General features: G+C 26.8%; 17 protein-coding genes. 12 read left to right on the top strand and 5 right to left on the bottom strand.

From position 1 onward, the window contains the following. Nucleotides 1-135: 135 nt before the first annotated feature. Nucleotides 136-1,839 (top strand): oleate hydratase, encoded by a 1,704-nt coding sequence (locus OIF33_RS12055; protein WP_322504508.1) that lies wholly within the window; start codon nucleotides 136-138, stop codon nucleotides 1,837-1,839. A gap of 583 nt (nucleotides 1,840-2,422) precedes the next feature. After that, nucleotides 2,423-5,035 carry a 3'-5' exonuclease gene (locus OIF33_RS12050; RefSeq protein ID WP_322504507.1) on the top strand — a complete coding sequence of 871 codons (2,613 nt, stop codon included), beginning with the start codon at nucleotides 2,423-2,425 and terminating at the stop codon, nucleotides 5,033-5,035. Between the two features lie 348 nt (nucleotides 5,036-5,383). On the opposite strand, the gene OIF33_RS12045 is transcribed toward OIF33_RS12050, so the two are convergent. Next, on the bottom strand, nucleotides 5,384-6,040 hold the full coding sequence (locus OIF33_RS12045) for a hypothetical protein (protein ID WP_322504506.1): 657 nt from the start codon (nucleotides 6,038-6,040) through the stop codon (nucleotides 5,384-5,386). A 211-nt stretch (nucleotides 6,041-6,251) separates the two neighbouring features. Between OIF33_RS12045 and trmB the strand changes: the two genes are divergently transcribed. Continuing rightward, entirely contained in the window at nucleotides 6,252-6,911 is a 660-nt protein-coding gene (gene trmB, locus OIF33_RS12040) for a tRNA (guanosine(46)-N7)-methyltransferase TrmB (RefSeq protein ID WP_322504505.1), read from the top strand. 274 nt (nucleotides 6,912-7,185) lie between these two features. On the opposite strand, the gene OIF33_RS12035 is transcribed toward trmB, so the two are convergent. Continuing rightward, nucleotides 7,186-7,482, bottom strand: coding sequence for a hypothetical protein (locus tag OIF33_RS12035; protein ID WP_322504504.1), 297 nt, complete (start codon nucleotides 7,480-7,482; stop codon nucleotides 7,186-7,188). A gap of 396 nt (nucleotides 7,483-7,878) precedes the next feature. On the opposite strand from OIF33_RS12035, the gene OIF33_RS12030 reads away from it, so the two are divergent. From OIF33_RS12030 to OIF33_RS12015, 4 genes are all read left to right on the top strand, one after another. Next, nucleotides 7,879-9,162, top strand: coding sequence for a glycoside hydrolase family 125 protein (locus OIF33_RS12030; RefSeq protein ID WP_322504503.1), 1,284 nt, complete (start codon nucleotides 7,879-7,881; stop codon nucleotides 9,160-9,162). A gap of 463 nt (nucleotides 9,163-9,625) precedes the next feature. After that, nucleotides 9,626-10,207, top strand: coding sequence for a hypothetical protein (locus tag OIF33_RS12025; RefSeq protein WP_322504502.1), 582 nt, complete (start codon nucleotides 9,626-9,628; stop codon nucleotides 10,205-10,207). 123 nt (nucleotides 10,208-10,330) lie between these two features. After that, the gene (locus OIF33_RS12020; RefSeq protein WP_322504501.1) at nucleotides 10,331-10,486 is read left to right on the top strand and encodes a hypothetical protein; all 156 of its coding nucleotides are present in this window, start codon (nucleotides 10,331-10,333) and stop codon (nucleotides 10,484-10,486) included. 308 nt (nucleotides 10,487-10,794) lie between these two features. Further along, entirely contained in the window at nucleotides 10,795-11,322 is a 528-nt protein-coding gene (locus OIF33_RS12015; RefSeq protein ID WP_322504500.1) for a hypothetical protein, read from the top strand. 5 nt (nucleotides 11,323-11,327) lie between these two features. Here the strand turns inward: OIF33_RS12015 and lepB are convergent, their stop codons facing one another. Continuing rightward, entirely contained in the window at nucleotides 11,328-11,870 is a 543-nt protein-coding gene (gene lepB / locus OIF33_RS12010; protein ID WP_322504499.1) for a signal peptidase I, read from the bottom strand. A 267-nt stretch (nucleotides 11,871-12,137) separates the two neighbouring features. On the opposite strand from lepB, the gene OIF33_RS12005 reads away from it, so the two are divergent. The 4 genes from OIF33_RS12005 to OIF33_RS11990 all read left to right on the top strand — a co-directional run bounded on the left by OIF33_RS12005 (nucleotide 12,138) and on the right by OIF33_RS11990 (nucleotide 16,477). Then, on the top strand, nucleotides 12,138-12,980 hold the full coding sequence (locus tag OIF33_RS12005; protein ID WP_322504498.1) for a hypothetical protein: 843 nt from the start codon (nucleotides 12,138-12,140) through the stop codon (nucleotides 12,978-12,980). Nucleotides 12,981-13,245: 265 nt separating this feature from the next. Continuing rightward, nucleotides 13,246-14,085 carry an alpha/beta fold hydrolase gene (locus tag OIF33_RS12000; RefSeq protein ID WP_322504497.1) on the top strand — a complete coding sequence of 280 codons (840 nt, stop codon included), beginning with the start codon at nucleotides 13,246-13,248 and terminating at the stop codon, nucleotides 14,083-14,085. Nucleotides 14,086-14,176: 91 nt separating this feature from the next. Beyond that, nucleotides 14,177-15,472 (top strand): WG repeat-containing protein, encoded by a 1,296-nt coding sequence (locus OIF33_RS11995; protein WP_322504496.1) that lies wholly within the window; start codon nucleotides 14,177-14,179, stop codon nucleotides 15,470-15,472. Between the two features lie 513 nt (nucleotides 15,473-15,985). Beyond that, nucleotides 15,986-16,477, top strand: coding sequence for a GNAT family N-acetyltransferase (locus OIF33_RS11990; RefSeq protein ID WP_322504495.1), 492 nt, complete (start codon nucleotides 15,986-15,988; stop codon nucleotides 16,475-16,477). 53 nt (nucleotides 16,478-16,530) lie between these two features. Here OIF33_RS11990 and OIF33_RS11985 read toward each other — a convergent pair whose 3' ends face one another. Both OIF33_RS11985 and OIF33_RS11980 read right to left on the bottom strand, forming a co-directional pair. Then, on the bottom strand, nucleotides 16,531-16,866 hold the full coding sequence (locus tag OIF33_RS11985) for a hypothetical protein (RefSeq protein ID WP_322504494.1): 336 nt from the start codon (nucleotides 16,864-16,866) through the stop codon (nucleotides 16,531-16,533). 6 nt (nucleotides 16,867-16,872) lie between these two features. Continuing rightward, nucleotides 16,873-17,289, bottom strand: a complete 417-nt coding sequence (locus tag OIF33_RS11980) for a YtxH domain-containing protein (protein ID WP_322504493.1) — start codon at nucleotides 17,287-17,289, stop codon at nucleotides 16,873-16,875. An 891-nt stretch (nucleotides 17,290-18,180) separates the two neighbouring features. Here OIF33_RS11980 and OIF33_RS11975 point away from each other — a divergent pair. Then, nucleotides 18,181-19,518 (top strand): hemolysin family protein, encoded by a 1,338-nt coding sequence (locus OIF33_RS11975; protein WP_322504492.1) that lies wholly within the window; start codon nucleotides 18,181-18,183, stop codon nucleotides 19,516-19,518. The last annotated feature ends 97 nt before the right edge of the window (nucleotides 19,519-19,615 follow it).

Raw genomic sequence — 19,615 nt, 5'->3', positions numbered from 1 at the left:
AATCATTTTTTGCACAAATTTAAATATATGTGACAGCATGTCTCAGAATGAAAAACTTGATTATTTTCATCATATTCTTCTAGGAATATAATGTCAATATAAAGAAGAATAAGAATTAGAGAGGATGATGAGTTTATGGAAAATTATCTAAGAATAAAAACTGATGTTCCAGAAGGTATAGATAAACGTAAGGCTTACTTAGTAGGTGGCGGTATTGCTTCTTTAGCTGCTGCATTTTATTTAATACGTGATGGTCATATGCCAGGAAAGAATATAACTATTTTTGAAAAGCTAGATATTGACGGTGGATCACTTGACGCTGCAGGAGATCCAGAACATGGATATGTTTGTCGTGGTGGAAGAGAATTAGAATCACATTATGAATGTACATGGGATCTTTTTGGAGAAATACCTTCATTAGAAAAAGAAGGATATTCTATTTTAGATGAATTTAAAGAACTTAATGATAAGGATCCTAATAGTTCAAATTGTAGATTACTTAGAAATTGTGGTGAGAAAATTAATCTTGATGACTTAGGACTTACTCATGAACACGTTAAAAAAATTACAAAGTTATTCCTTGCGACTGAGGATGCACTTGATGATGTTACTATAGAGCAGTTTTTTGACCCAAGTTTCTTTGAAACAAACTTTTGGCGTTTATGGTACTCAATGTTTGCTTTCAATCCATGGCATAGTGTATTAGAAATGAAGAGATATATGGAACGTTTCATACATGCTTTCCCTGGATTTGCAAAGATGGATTGTTTAGTGTTTACAAAATATAATCAATATGAATCATTCGTATTACCACTTACTAAATATTTAAAAGAAAAAGGGGTAAATTTTGAATATAAAACTGATGTTAAAGATTTAGATATAGAAGTTATAGGAAAACAAAAAACTGTTACAGGAATTCATTTAGTAAGAGATGGACAAACTAAAGAACATATAGATGTACTTCCTAGAGATTTAGTAATGGTTACTAATGGTTCTATGACAGAATGTACTGGATATGGGGATTTAGACACTGTACCACAATTAATAAGAGAACCTGGTTCTATTTGGACATTATGGGAAAACATTGCTAAAAATTCTCCTGATTTTGGACATCCAAAAGTATTCTGTGGAGATATAGATAAATCAAAATGGGAATCTTTCACTATTACTTGTAAAAAATCTAAACTTACAGATAAAATACATGAATTAAGTGGAAGAGATCCATTTGCAAAAAATAAAACTGTTACTGGTGGAGTTATTACTGCCACTGATTCTAATTGGTTAATGAGTGTAACTTGTAATAGACAACCACAATTTAAAGAACAACCAGATGATATAGTTGTATTATGGGCATATGGTTTAAGACTAGATAAAGAAGGTAATTACATTAAAAAGAAAATGGAAGATTGTACAGGAAGAGAACTTCTAGAAGAACTTCTTTATCACTTAGGACTTGAAAAAGATATTCCTGAAATATTAAAAACAGTTAAGGTTATTCCAACAATGATGCCTTATATAACTGCTCAATTTATGCCAAGAGCTAAGGGGGATCGTCCTGAAGTTGTCCCTGAAGGTTGTGTTAACTTAGCATTCTTAGGACAATTTGTAGAAATACCAGGTGATGTTATATTTACAGTTGAATATTCCGTACGTTCAGCTATGATGGCAACTTATAAATTATTAAACATCAATAAGAAACCACCTATAGTATATCCTTCACAATTTGATATTCGTGCTATTATAAATGCAATGAAAACATTAAATAGTGGAAAATCATTTCCAGGTGAAGAATTTGCTAAGAAATTACTTAAAGGCACAAACTACGAAGGATTAATTTAAGTTTGAAATAAGTATAATTACTAAGTTTATATTATAAATGTGTGTAATTTACAATAAAAAGATAAACTATTTAAAAAATAGCACCAGCATGGAAAAAATCATGTTGGTGCTATTTTTTAGTGTTTATTTTTATTTATACCAGATTTTAAATTTTAATTTTTGGCTATGTTTTAGGTGAGTGTTGATTTTTAGCTAACTCTTCAGACCTAACTTAATATCGCAAAGTATTGCTATCATCTACTTCAGAATAATAGCTAAAGCTTTTAAACTCGCTCCGCTCAAACAGAAAAAGCTTCTTAATGCTATTGTTCTTACGTAGATAATGCAATACTAGATGTTCATTAAGACGGTCTTACAGTTCTATCTAAAAACCAATACTAGTTTAAAACAGAGCTAAAATTTAAAGAGTAACAAATAAATTAAGTTTTGAAAAGCTAGATGAAAATAAAAATTTACTTAAAACAAGAAGAAAATAAATTAGCAATTTGGAATTTTAGTCTATAATAATAAATATAAAATATTTAAAGAGTATGATTTAATAGAGTGGTTTTACTATAAAGAATTAATGGAAAGGAAGGCTATTATGATTAATTTAAATGAAGAGCAGCAAAAGGTTGTAAATGAACAAGATAGTAATATTATTTTGCTTGCTTCTGCTGGTACAGGAAAGACTAATACTTTAGCAGAAAGAGTAGCATCTATAATTAAAAATGGAAATTCAAAGCCTTCAGAAATTTTATGCATTACCTTTACTAATAAGGCGTGTAAAGAGATGAATGATAGAGTAATTAAAATTGTAGGGGGAGAAGCTAAGGATATAACAATAAGGACCTTTCATAGCTTTTGCTTTGATATAGTTAAAACTTATGCAAAGAGAAATACTGATATATTTTCAGATTTTATAATATTTGATGAAGATGATTGTAAGGAAGTTATAAGTAAATTAAGTTATTATTATGCAACAAGTAACTTAATGGCTACTACTATGCAAATACAAAAAGTTATTGATTTTATAAAGATTGAAAAGGCTAGAAGAGAAACTTTAGAGGATAGAGTTTTAAATGAATATAAAACTGTAATTGATGAAATTTTTAAGTTTAGCGAAGAGAAAATAAATCAAGTTTGTAGTGACAGAGGAAATTTAAATTTAAAGCTTAAAACATATATTAAGTTTCATGGACATGAATTAGTTACACTATATGATTCTAAGCTTAGGGAGGATCATGCTTTAGACTTTAATGATTTAATAATACTTACTAAGGAATTATTTAAGGATGAAAAAGTGGTTCAAGCTCTTAAGAACAGATTTAAATATATAAATATAGATGAAGTACAAGATACAAGTATTATAGAGTATTCAATAATTGAAAAACTTTTTGAGGGAAATAATGTTCTTATATGCGGAGATTTCTTTCAAACCATATATAGCTGGCGTGGATCGGATCCAGAAATGATTTTTAATAAATTTAAAGAAAAATATAAGCCCATAGAAGTTGTATTTTCTAAAAATTATAGAGCAACTCAAAACTTAAGCCAAGCTTCTTTGGAGTTTTTAAATAATGCTTTTTCAAAGAAAGTATCTAGTATGTATAAGGATGGAATTTCAGCAGAATCCCAAAATACTGGTGAGAAAATAATATTAAAGGAAACAAGAGGATTAAGAGAAGAGGCTAGATTCATTTTTGATTCTGTAAATAATTTATGCAGAAAAGGAGAAGATTTAAAAAAAGTTTGTGTACTTACAAGAGATAATAACTACAATATAGGACTTAGTGAAGAGCTTTATCAAATTGGTGGTTATGAGGGAGCTGATTTTGAGTTTATACTTGTAGATCAATTTAAGTTTTTTAGAAGACAAGAGGTTAAAGACATATTAGCCTTTTTAAAGTTAATAGCTAATAGATATGATTCTCTAAGCTTAAAAAGAATAGTAAATAGATTACCTACTGGTATTGGTATGAGAACTTTAGAAGCTATAGATTCTTTACAATACAAAAAGGTAGGGATAAGATTATCAGACTATATAGATCCTCTTGTACTAGAATATGGAGAAAAATTTTCCTTACTAATAAATGAGTTTGAAAAAGAAAATATAATAGTTTTTGATGTAGAAAGTACAGGTGTTGATGTTACAGAGGATGAAATAATTCAGATAGCAGCTATAAAATTAAATAAAAACGGAGAGGTAATAGAAAAGTTTGAAAAATTCCTAAAAAATAAGAAACCAGTTAAGGATTCTTTTTATGTTCATGGTTTTTCAGATGAAATGCTTCAAAAAATTGGTGAGGATAAAGAAAAAGTTTTAAAAGAGTTTGTGGAGTATTCTAAGGATGCTGTAATAGTAGGTCATAATGTTCAGTATGATATAAATATATTATCTAGCGAGTTGGAGAGAAATGGCTTAGGAAAACCTAAGTTTAAAACTTTTTATGATACCTTAGATATATATAGGCGATTTTATCCTGGAAATATAAATTATAAGTTAGAGAATTTAAGTAAGGTATATGATACCAAACATAAACCAAGCCATGATGCTATGGATGATATCATTGCTACTGGAGAACTTTTGGTTAGGGCAATTAATGAGAAGATAATTCCAACTTCAATGGAAAGAATGGCCTTTATGTCAAAGCATTTAAAAGCATTCACGGTTATTAGTAAGAAATTAAATGAGCTTTTTCAATTATCAGAGAGTAAAAGACCATATGAATTGGTTGCTTGTGTAATGAATGGTTTTAATATTAAAAGCATGTATTCTGGAGATGAAAATAAGGAAAAGTTAAATAGGCTTAGAGATTTGTATGCTTTATTTAGAGACTTAGATGATAAAAGTAAAGGAAATAGAGATGCCTTATTAGATATTATACGAATAACAGGGCTTTCTAATGGAGAGTTAGAATCATTAATAATAAATAGGACAAAGAAGCCTAGAATACCAATAATAACAGTACATCAAGCAAAAGGATTAGAATTTGATACTGTATTTTTAGCTGGTATTCAAGAAAATACATTTCCTTCATATATGTCTATAAAAAGTGGAAACCTAGCTGAAGAAAAAAGAGTGTTTTATGTAGCTATAACTCGTGCTAAGAAAAGGTTAGTAATAACATATAATTCTCAAGGAAAATATGGCCGCAGAAATGAAATAAGTCAATTTATAAATTATATTCATAATGATTTTTTTAAGATTATATAAGCTTCATTTCAATAATTAAAATAGGCTATATTTTAAACTAGTGTTGATTTTCAGATAGAACTGTAAGTTAGGTCTGAGGGAATATCTGAAAATAAACACTTAAATAAAACATAGCTTTAAAATAAAATATTATTAAGATAGGAATAACCCAATTGAGAGTTAAAACTTCAATTGGGTTATTTTCCATGTATTTAGAACAAATATTTTATTCGCTTAATTTATTTTTTAAATATGATTTTTAGAATTTCAGAATGAGTAGAAAAAGTTTTTTTAAAAATTTTTTATTGATTTTATCATTATATATAGATTGAGAGTTAGAATTTTTTTGGTTTTTAGTAAATTCTTTAATTAAGCAGGAGCTTCAGTTTGATTGGTTTCTTCAGAGTTCTCAATAGTTTCTGATTGTGAAGTAATAGCGGAATCTTCATTTTTAGAATTAGGTTCTTCGTTTAAATTTTCATCTGAAACAATGCTTGGAGGAAGTTCATCAGAGTTTAGAACGTTGTTAGTTTCTTCCTCTAAGGATGGAGAAATATTTTCTGGAATTTCATGAGTTATATCTTCATGAATATCTTCTTCATCTTTAGTAATATTTTCATATTCTAATAAATCATCCTTAGGTAAGGTTTCTAAAATAATTTCAGATGAATCAAAGTTTTTATCTGTATATATTATAGAATTCATAGAAATTGGTTCTGATTCAGAAGTATCTTTTGGTATTTGAGTTTGTTGATTCATAAGAGATATAACTTCTAAACATATATCTTTTTCTATTGAGGTATAAGTATTTTGAAATTTTTCTAAGTTATTTAAAATTAAATTTGCTTTTTCAACTATTTTATTAGGTTCAGCCACAGTTAAATTTTCTCTTAGTATAGATTCTAAATAGTAATATTGATGTTCTAAATATTTCAGTTCATTTGAGCAGTCTATACACAGTCCATTATTTAGTTTTAAAAATATACCTCTTTTTTTACAGGCAGTACATTCTTTAATCAGTGACATAAAAATACTCTCCAACAAAATTAATCATAATATTATAATATTGGCCTTAGTGATAATGTGTTAATAAATTTTTTGAGAGTCAGAAAATATCTATAGGAACTTTAATAATAATATGTACTAATTTTCAAATATTTAGATAAATACTAAGGTTGATATACTTCCTATAAATCTGTATAATAATTCTGAAACTAAACAATGGAGTGGATTAAAAATGAGAATGAGAAGAAAGCCTTGGGCTAGACCAGAATTAGAAGCATGTGACTTCTTTGTAGCTAACCCAAAAGATAACAAAGGAAATTGGAATAATACTTTTAAAAATACAGAAAACCCAATATATTTAGAATTAGGATGTGGTAAAGGAACATTCATGGCAGTTCATGGTTCAGAGCATCCAGAAATAAATTACATAGCAATAGATATAAAGGATGAAGTTCTTGTTTTAGCTAAAAGAAACATAGAAAAAGCTTATGAAGAAAAAAATCAACCTTTAGATAATGTTAAATTAATGCCTCAAGAAATAGCATTAATAGACACTATATTAGACAATAATGATAAAATAGAAAGAATTTATATAAACTTTTGTAATCCATGGCCTAAAGACAGACACAAGAAGAGAAGATTAACTCATACAAGACAGTTAACAAACTATAGAAACTTCTTAGTTGATGGTGGTGAAATACACTTTAAAACTGACGATGATAATCTTTTTGAAGAGTCTTTAGAGTATTTCAAAGAATGTAATTTTGAAATAACTTACATAACTTGCGATTTACATAATAGTGATTATAAGTATAATGTAGTAACAGAACATGAGGAAATGTTCTCAAAACAAGGAATAAAAATAAAATTCTTAATAGCTAAGAAATTATAGTATTTTAGTTATAGGAGGCTGTGTCAAAACTTAATAATAAAACTTACAAATATATTCCGAGAACTACTAGATTTCGCTAAGAATTTATAGTCATTACTCCGAAGAGATTGCTAAAGCTTCAAAACTAGCTTCGCGTCGAACATTTCAGCTTTTTAACGCAATATCTTCTACGTAATAACTTAAATTCTAAAGCTTATCTAGATATTCTCTTCATACTATTTGTAAGTTTTATTAAAAAGTTGTTTTGATACAGGTCCCTTTATTTAATTAATGATTAGACTCTTTTTTCTACTCTAAATGGCCTATTTAATGGAATTGATAATAAGTATATTACCAATTCATCATACTCTTCTTTAGTAATTTCAAAAGGAGTCCACCAACCACTTCTAGGCCAACCACCATCTAATAATATTTTATTTAATACTTTTAATTTAGGAATAACCTTGTCAAAGGGTAACCCCATAAGAATTCCATTATCTAATATTAAATCAGCAACAGTTCCTTTTTTATCTACAAACTCGCCTTTGGATCCATATGCTTCAGGTTCTAAGCTATATTCAATAATTCTCATAAATAAAAATCTCCTTTAAAGTAAATCCCTTATTATATAGCTGAGCTTTTAAGTTATTCTACTAGAAGTAGTTAGAGTTTAGTAGTAGTGGTAGATGAATTTAATAGATTCTTAAAAATATGATTACTTATAATATTTTAGTTTTTGTCTAGTTTCTAGATTTAGGTGATAAATTTTAGAAACATAAAGAACTTTAAAAAAGTATATTTATTACAGTGATGAAATGGTATACAATGTATCTGAAGTTGATTGGAGGCTTTATATATTTTTGATATTCTTAAGTCAACTTTGAGTTAAGTTGTAAAGTAAAGCATTTAAATAAAAGTTACTGTTTTAAATAAGTATTGATTTAGAACATGGCTAAATAATAAATATTTGAACTTGGGGGTAAGGGAAATGAGTTTATCAACTAATGAATTAAAAGAAATTGTGAGAAAAATTGGTAAAGATTTATCAACTAAAATAGACGATAAGGAATTGCAAGGATTATTTTATAATTGTTTCATAAATACAATGGATACAACTGTAGAGGTTTCAGAAGGAGATGCTTTTGTAATCACTGGAGATATTCCTGCAATGTGGCTTAGAGATTCTACATCTCAAGTAGAGCATTACTTACCATTTGTTAATGAGTATCCAGAGCTTAAAGCTATTTTTACTGGATTAATAAATAGACAAGTAAAATGCATATTCATAGATCCATATGCAAATGCATTTAATAAAGAGGCTAATGGACAAAAGTGGGATAATGATATAACTAAGGACAGTCCATGGGTTTGGGAAAGAAAATATGAAATAGATTCACTTTGTTATCCAGTTAGATTAATACATAAATACTGGAAAGAATCAGGAGATGAGACTTTCTTCAATGAAGATATCAAGAAAGCTTTCAATATGATAATAGATCTTTGGAGAGTTGAGCAATATCATAGAGAAAAATCAGATTATAGTTTCCAAAGATTAAATTGTTCAGTAACTGATACATTAAGTCATGAAGGTTTAGGAACTCCAGTAGAGTATACAGGAATGACATGGTCAGGATTTAGACCAAGTGATGATGCTTGTGAATATGGTTATTTAATTCCAGCTAATATGTTCGCTGTAGTTGCCTTAAGATATATTTCAGAAATTGCAGAGAAAGTTTACAAGGATGAAGAGCTTAAAGAAAAAGCTGATAGCTTAAGAGAAGAAATAGACAATGCTATAGAAAAGCATGGAAAAGTTTATAAAGAAGGTTTCGGAGATGTTTATGCATATGAAACTGATGGTATGGGTAACTATAACTTCATGGATGATGCTAACGTACCAAGTCTTTTATCAATTCCTTATCTAGAGTACAAAGGAATTGAAGATGAAGTTTATCAAAACACTAGAAAATTCATCTTAAGTAAAAACAATAGATTCTTCTTCGAAGGAAAAGCTGCTAAAGGAATTGGAAGTCCACATACTCCAGATCAATATATCTGGCATATAGCTTTATCAATGCAAGGATTAACAACAAATAATCAAGAAGAAATAGATGCATTAATCAAACTATTAAAAGAGACTCATGCTGGTACTGGATACATGCATGAAGGATTCCATGTAGATGATCCAGCTCAATTTACAAGAGACTGGTTTGCATGGTCAAACTCATTATTCTCACATTTCATATATGAGAAAGTTATAAATAGAAAATAATAACTATGTTTTAAACTTGTGCTGATTTTTAGATAGAACTGTAAGATCATCTTAATGGGTAATACTTTGCGAAATTAAGCTAGATCTGAAGGATAGCTAAAAAGCAACACTCATATAAAACAGAGACAAAATAATAAATTTGTTCACCTGAACTTATTTAGTGATTATTTTAAAGTATTATATTCTTTGAATATTAATCTCCGTTGTTGTTTAAAATATAAAATTTATAATTTTTAATAATAATCATCTAAATTAAGTAATTTATATATTCATATATTTCAAAGGAAGTATCAATTGATACTTCCTTTTTTATGGATAAAAATTCATATGTATAACAAAAAATGAAATTTTATTTTATAAAAATGAAAAAAAGATATGATAAAAAGTTTTATATTTATTTAATAAGAGAGTTTGTTGAGAATAAACATTGGATAAAAAGGTAAAAATAGACTGAGGTGAATTTATGAGAAAGTTGAGTCTAGTTTTATTAAATATATTTTTAGTATTTAATTTAATATCTTGTGGATCACAAGGAAGTGATATTGTCATAAATTTTGTTGATAATGAAATCGAGGTTGAAGAAAACGAAAAAAGAGATATAACAATACAGTCTAAAGATAAATTCAAACAGTTTAGAAATAATAAAACTAAAATAAATAAAGAAGATTTGAAAAGTTATTTTGAAAATGATTTAACATTAAAAAAATTTGAGGCTCCTAAGAAAACAATAGAAGAATATGAAAATTGGTTTATAAATATGGCTAGAGATAGAGGTGAAAGTGCTAAGGAAATTTCAGATGCTTTTAGATCAGTAGATATTTTAATAGGAGAGGATATAGTTAAGTTTCCTGTAATATTAGATACTGTTATTTTTAATGATAGAGAAGCATATGCTATAGCTTATTTGTGTGAAGAAAGTGAAAATTTAGATATGGAAGCACAAGAGGCTATGGAATTAAGAAGGTTTGATGATGTTTTAATAATAGGAGTTTATAAAGACTCTGCAGATATATTTTATAAAGATAAGTACAAGTATAAATTTTAATTACACAAAATACGTTTTTAAAGGAGTAATCTTTAAAGAAAATTGGTTTCATTATTTACCATAATAATATTTTCTTATTATGAGAAAAATAAAATGAAACTTAATTGAAAAGGAGGATTACTTATGTCAAAGGATAGTCAACCAGATAACAAGGTCGCTAGAATGGAGAAGTGTAATTTTCAAACTCCAATAACAAGCGAAGAGGGCAAAAATCATAATAGAACAGCTAAAAAACATTCAGTAAAGAGAGAAGGATTCCAAAGTCCACATATAAATTAGAATATTATGAACAATAAGTTATAATTTAAAATTTTAGAGATTATAATAAACTTTAAAAAGTTCTAAATTTGGTGAAAAATAGGTTGTTTTCAAGGGTATTTTATTAATATAAAGGGATTAGAATCAAAAAATGTTTATTTTTTGAAAAAACACTTGAAATTTATTTAACGATATGTTAATATAATGTTAACAGGTTAAAGCATAAACCTAATTTCCCTATATTTCATATATATATGCATTTGTCCTATAAGTATCCCTTAGCTTATAGGACTTTTTGTTATATGTTGAAAATTAATGGAGGCGTTATTATGGTAAATAAAAAGTTTGGCATATTAACAAAAATAGTTTTATTATTTTTACTATTAGTACCTATAACTTTTAGAGTTTATAATCTTTATTATGTTGATTCAAACTGGGATATAAATTCTAAAGTTGTTAAAAGAGGAAAGGTATATAGGGATTATATTAAAGAAAAGAATTTAGTTGGAGTTCCCCAAATTTATTATAAATATAATTCTTTAACTCCTGAAGAAATGATGACTTTAGATGTCTTAGCAAATACTAAGGGATATAATGTTGAGGAAGTTATTCCTGATGTTCAGAAATATGTATTATCAGAGCAGGATGAAAGCAAAGGAGCAAAACTCACAGAAAGTCAAAAAGAAGAAGTAAATAATTATATAGATGAAATAAAATATAGTGTAAATCAATCTTTAGAAAAAAATTCAAGATATATATATACTATGAAAATAATATTGTCAGTATTTACAGGTTTAATGATAGTTTTAAGTATTTATGGGATTTGCATGATGATTATTTTTATAAATGAGAAATAGGCCTTTTATTTTAAAAGGCCTATTCTTTCTCTTGGGTATATAGTAAAAAAGGCTTTTCCATCTAAATCTTTTTTGGGAACATAAGGATTTTCCCATTTCCTCGCATCTTCTGAACGTGCCCTGTTATCTCCAAAAAACAAATAATGTCCTTGAGGAACATTAAAAGTTTTATTCAATATTTCATTATTTTTTACGTATGGTTCATCAATTAAAATATCATTTACGTACACAATACCATCTTTTATCTCAACTTTTTCCCCAGGAAGACCAATAACTCTTTTTATAAGTAGTTCTTTAGAAGATTCATGACTAAATACAAATATATCACCTCTATTTACACTAGTAAAAATTTTACTAACAAGCACTTCATCCTCTTCCATTATTGTTGGTTTCATTGATCCAGTAGGAATATATGCTTTAAAAAATAGATAATTATTTATAAAGTAGGAAACTCCAAAAACAACTATGAAAAAAATTATTACATCCTTTATCCTTAAGTATGATTTCTTTTTAAAAGTAGATACATTTCTTTCAGATAATGAACTCATAAAATATTATGTTGCCTTAAATATTATATTGAATTTTATCAAATTTATCTAAAAACTTATTAGTTTTAATTTTAAAAGTAATATATAATTTATAGTTTTTAGATAAAAGAATATGAATTGCAACAAGGCACCTCCTGTCTTAAAATAATAATACCATAAAAATCAATAAATTTGAATAAATGTAATAAAATGTATTTGGATTAAAAGTTTTAAATAAAAAAATATTTACATATATAAAATATAAGAACAAAAAAATAAGAGGTTAATATGAATGAGGTTTCGGATTGGTTGAAGATCACTTCGATTTTAGGTATTGCAGCAACTACTTATTTAATATATGAAAATAATAGTATAGCAATAAAAGAATATGAGTTATTTACTAGAAAAACTCCCTTGGCTTTTAGGGGATTTAAAATATTACATTTAAATAATTTATATGGCAAAAGTTTCGGAATTGATAATTATAGACTTATAGAGAAAATACAACTTTTAAAACCAGATATTATAGTTACTACAGGGAATATGCTTACAGCTAGACTAGATAAAGATTTTGTTTTTTTAGAGCTTTGTAAAAAATTAAGAAGTTTTTATCCAATTTATTATGCAATAGAAAGCCCACTTACTTTAGAGAATGAAAAGAATAATAAATATAAAATTTATTTAGAAAAATTAAAAGAAGCTGGAATAATACTTTTAAACAATAATAAAGTTTCTTTAATAAAAAAGGAAGATAAATTAAATATTTATGGGATTCTTATAGGGGAAGATGAAATAAAAAAATACTCTTTCAAAGAAAAGAATAATGATATTACTTTTTCAAGGGAAGAGATAGAAAATAAATTGGGGGAGCCTAATAGAAGTGAGTTCAATATTGTCTTAACAAATGATGTTATAAATTTTGAAGCTTATGTAAAGTGGGGTAGCGATATAACTTTTTCAGGATATAGCAGAATAATAAATAGATATATTTTTAATAATCTTATGGAAAGAAAAAAGGGGATTTTTATAGAGAGAGATTCTTCTATGATTTTAAGTAGAGGACTTGGAAATAAATTTTTTAGGATAAGAATTAAAAACAGACCGGAAATAACCTTAGTTACTATAAGGTAATATTGCATAGATTTAAACAATGTTAATGCTATGTAAAATTTTGTTCAAATATCATAGATATTGCTACATACCACCACAAAAGGTGATAGAATTTAAGCAATATAAAATGAGACTTAATTCAGTAGAGCTTTGAGAACTCTGAATTTTAGCCGAATTTATCTAAATAATATGACTTTTAATTTTTCTAATTAAAGTTAAGAGTTACTAGATCATAAGACAAAATGTGAAAAGCTTTTAAATCAGAATATTAAGGAGTGTAATATGTATGCTATATCATAAGGTAGTAAATAATAAATATCTCCACAATGATAAAGAATGGATTCTGATGCTTCATGGAATAGGTGGGAATTTAAATATATTTAAAAAGCAAGTAGATGTACTTTCAGAAAATTATAATTTGCTTTTAATAGACCTTCATGGCCATGGAAATTCACAAAATCATACTTTAGAAAATATGAAAAAAACTAAAGGTGAAATATGCTTTAAATACATTTGTGAGGATATCATAGAGGTAATAAATAGTTTGAATATAGAAAAAGTAAATGTATTAGGTATATCTCTTGGTACTATAGTTGCAATGCAGTTTGAAAAATATTTTCCAGAGAGAATTTCTTCAATGATATTAGGTGGAGGAATCGTGGGAATGAATTTAAAATCTAAACTTTGTTTAAATTTAGCTATTTGTGCCAAGAATATTATTCCAAGAGAAATTTTTTATAAAATTGTAGCTTATATGTCAATGCCATGTAAAAATCATAAGCTTTCAAGAAGTATATTCTTAAAAGCTTCTGAAAAATTAGATAAAAATGAATGTTTTAGATGGGTTGAACTTATGAGGAAACACTTGGAAAATTATAAATATAGTAAAAGTCATATTAAGAAGATTTTTATTATGGGAGATCAAGATCATGTTTTCTTGCCAACTATTAAAAGGTTTGTACCAAAAGAAGATATTGTTATTTTTAAAAATTGTGGTCATATATGTAATATTGATTCTTTTGAAAATTTTAATAATCTTGCATTAAACTTTTTAGTAAACAACCATGGATATATGTTAACTACAAAAGAAAGAAGAAAATATGTATGCAAATATAACTTTACATAAAATATTTTTGTAAAAAGCTAAGAGATAAATATTTTAAGAGACAAAAGTTAATTAAAATAATAGGAGGGTATATTTAAGGGGAGAGTTTAATATGAGACTAAAAAGTATTTGTTGTATGGCGATGACTACTATATTATTTACATCAGTATTAACTGGTTGTGGAACAAGCAGTGCTAAGGAAAAAGCAGAAGATGAACTTTATATTGTAACAGAGGATAAGTCTACAAAATCTTTAAGAAATTCTAAGCCAGGAATGTTTGGTATAACAGAAGATGGAGAAATACTTATGGAAAAAGGATATGAAGGAAAAATTGGGTATATAGATAAAAATGGGAAAAAATCTATAGATTTTAAATTTGAGAAAGGTAGTGAGTTTACTTACGGAATGGCTGGTGTTAAAGATGGTGATAAATATAAAATCATAAATCAAAGAGGGAAAACACTAGTAGAGAAAGAGGACGGAGTCTTATCGCCTTTAAGTGATAAGCTTATAAGGTATGAAAAGTTAGCTAATGAAATTTTAACTAATGAAAATACCACAGAAGCCATAGAGTCTTTAGCTGAGTCTGGTAAAACATTAAAATCAACTGGAATAATAAATATTGATGGTGAAGTTGTGGTTGAACCAGGAAGATATGATGTTATTTCTTCAGATATTGGAGATGGATATATATTAGTTCAGAAAAATAAATTGTATGGGCTTTTAGACCCTGATGGAAATGAAATAGTACCTTGTGAGTACACTTCTATAGGAACCATGAATGAAGGATTTATTCCGGTGTCAAAAGGAAATCTTTGTGGAGCTTTAAATGAAAAGGGAGAAGTTATAGTTCCAATAGAATATTTTTACGTTGGGCCAATGAATGAAGGGGTAGCACCTGCAAGGCTAGATGAAACAGGAATAGGCTTTTTAGACAAAGAAGGAGCTTGGGCTATAATGCCAGACTTTGATGGAGTAACGGAAATGAATAAGGGCTTTGCATTTGCTAGAAAAGACGGAAAGCATATAATAATTGATAAAGAGGGAAATGAAATAGAAAGTGAAATAAACTTTGAAAATAACATATCTATAAATGGATTTAGTGACAGTGGACTTGCTGTTGTTGATATTTTAGATGGAGAATCAAAATATATGTCTGTTATAAATACTAAGGGAGAAGAAATTAAGAATCTTGAGAAGAAGGATTATGCTTCTTTAGAAGTTTCTCCTAGTGGATTAATAGTTTCTGTTAACCAAGAGGGAAAAAAAGGGTTACTTAAAGAGGACGGCAGTGTAATTTTAGAAGAGGAATATAGTGATATAAGGGTTATATCAAAAGATGTTATCTTAGTAGATAAGGATGGAACTTATTCATACTTGGATTCTACAGGAAAAATATTATATTAATTTTTATTTTAAAAATAAATAATAAGAGAAGTTAAATTTTGTTATTAGAGAAGGTTTTTATTAAGTCTTACTATATTAAATAGTGCTTAATAAGAACCTTTAATTTTTATAAAATTATTTGAAGAGTAATCATTAAACTTAAAAAAGATATTAATTTCTAGATAAAGTTTATAATTTCAAGTATTTGAAAAAAATACAATGAGATTAAGTAGCATAATATGATAAATATTCATAAAGTGAGTATTCATGGTTTTTAATGAAGAATAAGTTACTGGAAATCATGTTAAAAAAGCTCTATAATTTAATGTAAATGATTATGGCAACTCATATTATAATTAGTAAGTTAAAATTATTATTTAAAAAATTATAAGATTTTAAACTAAACACTTAAAAGAGATGCCTTAATTAAATTTTACATAGTAAAAACTCATTTTTTCTGTGAGTAATCATACATATAAGTAAAATAAGATTTGTTATATTTCTTAATATAAGATTTTATAGGAGGGATAGGAAATGGAGAATAAAGAAAATAGTAAAAAGTCTTTTATGGCAAAGAATAAACTAGAAAAAATTTACAGTACCTCCCTGCCTAGTGGGTATAGATTCACTGAATTTAGACCTGGTGATGAGAATAACTGGGCATATATTCAATATTCAGCAGGTGCATTTAAAGATTATCAGTTAGCTGTAAGAGCTGTTTTTAAGGAAGTTGATAAATTTAGAAGGGAATTTTCAAAAAGATGTACATTTCTTGAAAATGAAAATGGTGAGAGAATAGGAACCGTTATGGTTTTGCCTAGTGCCACAGAAGAGATAGGAGTTCAAGAGATTAAATATTTAGCTATTGTTCCAAAATATCAGGGACAAGGCTTTGGTAAGGTGCTTATATCAAAGGCATATAAAATAGTTAATGATATAGAGGGCGCTACTAGAATTAATTTAGAGGCAGATAATGATAAGTCTGTAGGCTTTTTTGAAAATTTAGGCTTTGAAAAACTTGGTTAATTAAAAACCCATTCCAAAGAAATCTTCAGAGATTTAGATTGGAATGGGTTCTTTTATTTTTTAAAGAAAATTTGATTAATTATTTTAGCTATTTCTCTTACAGTTTCAACATTAGATTCTATATTTTCTTTAGCAACGATTAATTCTGCTGTAGTTTCAGTTGCAACATCTGATATATCCTTAACGTTTTGACATGTATCATTAAGATTGCTAGCTATAGTAGGTAGATCTTGAATAGTTTTATTTAGGTTGTCCTTATTTTGATCTAAGAGGCTATTTATATTTGATATTAACTTTAATACTTTATTTAAAGTTAATATTAAATAAACTATAGCCACACAACCTAATACAGCTAACAATAAATAAATTACATTTAAATCTATATACATAGGCTACTATTTATCTTCTTTAACTTCTTCAGTTTCAGTAGCAGCAATTTCATCTGCAACTTCAACAGGTTCGTCTAAATTTTCTTCTACAGCTTCCTTAGTGTTTGTACCTTTTTTGCTATTAAGGTATTCTCTTATTTTGCTTTTAGCTTCACAAACATTTTCTTTTCCTTTTGTAACTTGTGTATTTAAGTTTTCTCTTAATTCAGAAGTTTTATCATTTAATTTTTGAGCTGCTTTCTTTGAACCCTCTTTTATATCATTTCTAGTTTCTTTTCCTGATTTAGGAGCTAATAATACACCACCTAATACCCCTGCTAATGTTCCAATAGCTGCACCAGTTACTGCAAATTTAGCTTTTTTGTTTCTTTCTACTCTTGCTTTAGCTTTTCTTTTTTCTTCGATTAATCTTGATAAACTCATAATTAGTACCTCCCAATAAATTTTTCGTTTCGTTTAATTAAATTATACTATACAGTATAAAAAAATCAATAATAATTATTACTTAATATATTTATCTTATAGAAACATATTTTGAAGTTTGTTCTAAGAAAATGTAATATACTATCAATAAGCTTTATATACATTTATATTAAATAAAAATTATATAATATTTTGATCTATATATTAAATTTTATTTAATTATAAGCTTGTAAATAAAAATCTATAAATAATTTTTTATTTATAGATTTCTATTTGAATTTGTTAGTTATGATTATTAGAATTCTATTCATTATTTCCTCTTTCTATATATTTTAGCTTTTAATGTTGTTTTGGTGTATTTTATTGAATTTAGAATTATATCTTTGCCAGTGTTACACAAGAGAATAGTTGTTCCAAGAATGAATTTAAAGAGATTCAAATTTTCTTTCACAATAAACCACCTTACTCATATTATTTATTATAAAAAAGGGAATAGGGGGAATGATTAAGTCCTTATAAACTTGAAAGCTACAGCTTGTAAAATTATTAATAAGCAAATATATATTTTAGAGAAAGTTAACTAAACTTCTAAAATAGTGAAAACTTAAGATAAATTAAGTCTTATTTTATTATATGTAGGAAAGATCATATAAGTTAAATATGAGAGTATTATATTTCAAGTATATGTAATAAATAATATAAGTGACTTAAATTATTTATTTAGTATAATTTAGGCTAAATTGTGCATATTATATAATTGAATAAAACGTACCAGTATGGTATTATGGTCTAAAATTGAATATCTTATTGTTACTGTTTTAACAATAAGTTTTGAAATGGTAAATAAGATAAATAAATCAAAATTCATTTTTTTAGAGGAGGAGTTAAAGGATGGACCCGAGTCCCAGTATTTTACCAAAAATTATTCTAATATTATTTCTTATCTTAATTAATGCATTCTTTGCAGCTGCAGAGATGGCTATGGTATCTGTAAATAAATCTAAGATAAAGATGCTTGCAGAGAAAGGTAATAAAAAAGCACTTTTATTAAGAAAGGTTTTAAAATCACCTGGCAACTTTTTATCTACTATTCAAATAGGAATAACATTTGCAGGATTTTTTGCCAGTGCATCAGCAGCGACTAGCATTTCAGAAACTCTAGCGCAATTCATGTACAAGCTAAATATTCCATATAGCAACGAGATATCAGTTATACTTATAACTGTACTTTTGTCCTATATAACTTTAGTATTTGGAGAATTACTTCCAAAGAGAATTGCATTACAGAAGCCAGAAGAAATTGCTTTAATGGCTATAAGACCAATCAATTTTATTTCTAAAATATCAACACCATTTGTAAAGATTCTTTCAGCATCAACAAACTTTTTTATAATGATTTTAGGTTTAAATAAAGCTGAAAGCCAAGAAAGTGTATCTAAAGATGAAATAAAATCTATGATAAGTATAGGACAAGAAAATGGTGTAATTGATAAAACCGAAAAAGATATGTTAGATAATATATTTGAATTTGATCACAAAGTTGTTAAAGAAGTTATGACTCCAAGAGGAGAAGTCTTTGCTATAAAATCATCAACTCCAAATGAAACAATTGCTAAGAAACTTATAAGTGAGCAATTTTCAAGAGTTCCTGTTTATAGTGAAACTAGAGATAATATAGTAGGAATACTTTATCTAAAAGACTTTTTTGAAGCTGTTGTAAAAGTTGGGGTTGATAACATTAAATTAGATCAATTAATACGACCAGCTTACTTTGTTCTTGAAAATAAAGCTATAGATGATTTATTTAAAGAACTTCAAGATAGTAAGCAACATATGGCTGTAATAATAGATGAATATGGTGGTTTTTCTGGAATTGTTACTATAGAAGACTTAATTGAGGAAGTTATGGGTGATATATTAGATGAATATGACGACTCAGAGAACTTCATAGATAAAATAGATAATAATACCTATGTAGTTGATGGTTTATTAACATTAGACAAATTAAATGATTTTTTAAACCTAAATCTTGAAAGTCAAAATATAGAGACTATTGGTGGTTTTGTTGTTAACTTAATAGGAAATATTCCGCAAAGTGAAAATCAAATGGTTGAATATAACAATCTTTCTTTCCAAGTTTGTAAAACAAATAAGAAGAGAATAGAAAAGCTTAAGATATGTTTAAACAATTCAGATAGTTTTAACTCAGATGTTATATTAAATAACTAAAAAGGAAAGTGAATTAAAGTTCATTTGAAATAGATAAAGTGTTTTACACTTAATGATTAAAGAGCTTATAAATTATGATAAATAATTTATAGGCTCT

Source organism: Clostridium sp. LIBA-8841 (genome assembly GCF_034439435.1).
GTDB lineage: Bacteria > Bacillota > Clostridia > Clostridiales > Clostridiaceae > Sarcina.
This window is presented reverse-complemented; position numbering and strand designations above follow the sequence as displayed.